Source organism: Sinomonas albida, from assembly GCF_004919045.1.
In the GTDB taxonomy this organism is placed as follows: Bacteria; Actinomycetota; Actinomycetes; order Actinomycetales; family Micrococcaceae; genus Sinomonas; species Sinomonas albida.
The window spans coordinates 1-1,584 of sequence record NZ_SWDW01000030.1; the positions used below are offsets into that span (position 1 = coordinate 1).

Annotated in this window: 1 rRNA gene; it reads left to right on the plus strand. The window is 59.9% G+C overall.

Annotation, left to right across the window (positions count from 1 at the left end):
* The first annotated feature begins 10 nt into the window (after window positions 1-10).
* Window positions 11-1,530: ribosomal RNA gene (locus E6A26_RS17480) — 16S ribosomal RNA — on the plus strand.
* Window positions 1,531-1,584 lie beyond the last annotated feature (54 nt).

Below are 1,584 nucleotides of genomic sequence, written 5' to 3' on the forward strand. Positions count from 1 at the left end.
TTTTTTGTTTTTGACGGAGAGTTTGATCCTGGCTCAGGATGAACGCTGGCGGCGTGCTTAACACATGCAAGTCGGACGATGAAGCCCTTCGGGGTGGATTAGTGGCGAACGGGTGAGTAACACGTGAGCAACCTGCCCTTGACTCTGGGATAAGCCTGGGAAGCTGGGTCTAATACCGGATAGTACCTTCTGCCGCATGGTGGGGGGTGGAAAGCCTTGTGCGGTCTTGGATGGGCTCGCGGCCTATCAGCTTGTTGGTGGGGTGATGGCCTACCAAGGCGACGACGGGTAGCCGGCCTGAGAGGGTGACCGGCCACACTGGGACTGAGACACGGCCCAGACTCCTACGGGAGGCAGCAGTGGGGAATATTGCACAATGGGCGAAAGCCTGATGCAGCGACGCCGCGTGGGGGATGACGGCCTTCGGGTTGTAAACCCCTTTCGGCAGGGGACAAGCCTTCGGGTGAGGGTACCTGCGGAAGAAGCGCCGGCTAACTACGTGCCAGCAGCCGCGGTAATACGTAGGGCGCGAGCGTTATCCGGAATTATTGGGCGTAAAGAGCTCGTAGGCGGTTTGTCGCGTCTGCTGTGAAAGCCCGGGGCTCAACCCCGGGTCTGCAGTGGGTACGGGCAGGCTGGAGTGCAGTAGGGGAGACTGGAATTCCTGGTGTAGCGGTGAAATGCGCAGATATCAGGAGGAACACCGATGGCGAAGGCAGGTCTCTGGGCTGTAACTGACGCTGAGGAGCGAAAGCGTGGGGAGCGAACAGGATTAGATACCCTGGTAGTCCACGCCGTAAACGTTGGGCACTAGGTGTGGGGGGCATTCCACGTCCTCCGCGCCGCAGCTAACGCATTAAGTGCCCCGCCTGGGGAGTACGGCCGCAAGGCTAAAACTCAAAGGAATTGACGGGGGCCCGCACAAGCGGCGGAGCATGCGGATTAATTCGATGCAACGCGAAGAACCTTACCAAGGCTTGACATGGGCCGGATCGCTCCAGAGATGGGGCTTCCCTTCGGGGCCGGTCCACAGGTGGTGCATGGTTGTCGTCAGCTCGTGTCGTGAGATGTTGGGTTAAGTCCCGCAACGAGCGCAACCCTCGTTCCATGTTGCCAGCACTTCGGGTGGGGACTCATGGGAGACTGCCGGGGTCAACTCGGAGGAAGGTGGGGACGACGTCAAATCATCATGCCCCTTATGCCTTGGGCTTCACGCATGCTACAATGGCCGGTACAAAGGGTTGCGATGCTGTGAGGTTGAGCCAATCCCAGAAAGCCGGTCTCAGTTCGGATTGGGGTCTGCAACTCGACCCCATGAAGTCGGAGTCGCTAGTAATCGCAGATCAGCAACGCTGCGGTGAATACGTTCCCGGGCCTTGTACACACCGCCCGTCAAGTCACGAAAGTCGGCAACACCCGAAGCCGGTGGCCCAACCCTTGTGGGGGGAGCCGTCGAAGGTGGGGCTGGCGATTGGGACTAAGTCGTAACAAGGTAGCCGTACCGGAAGGTGCGGCTGGATCACCTCCTTTCTAAGGAGCCCCTTTTCCCCGTGCCGGGGTGTGGGCCGTGCCTGTGTGCGCGGT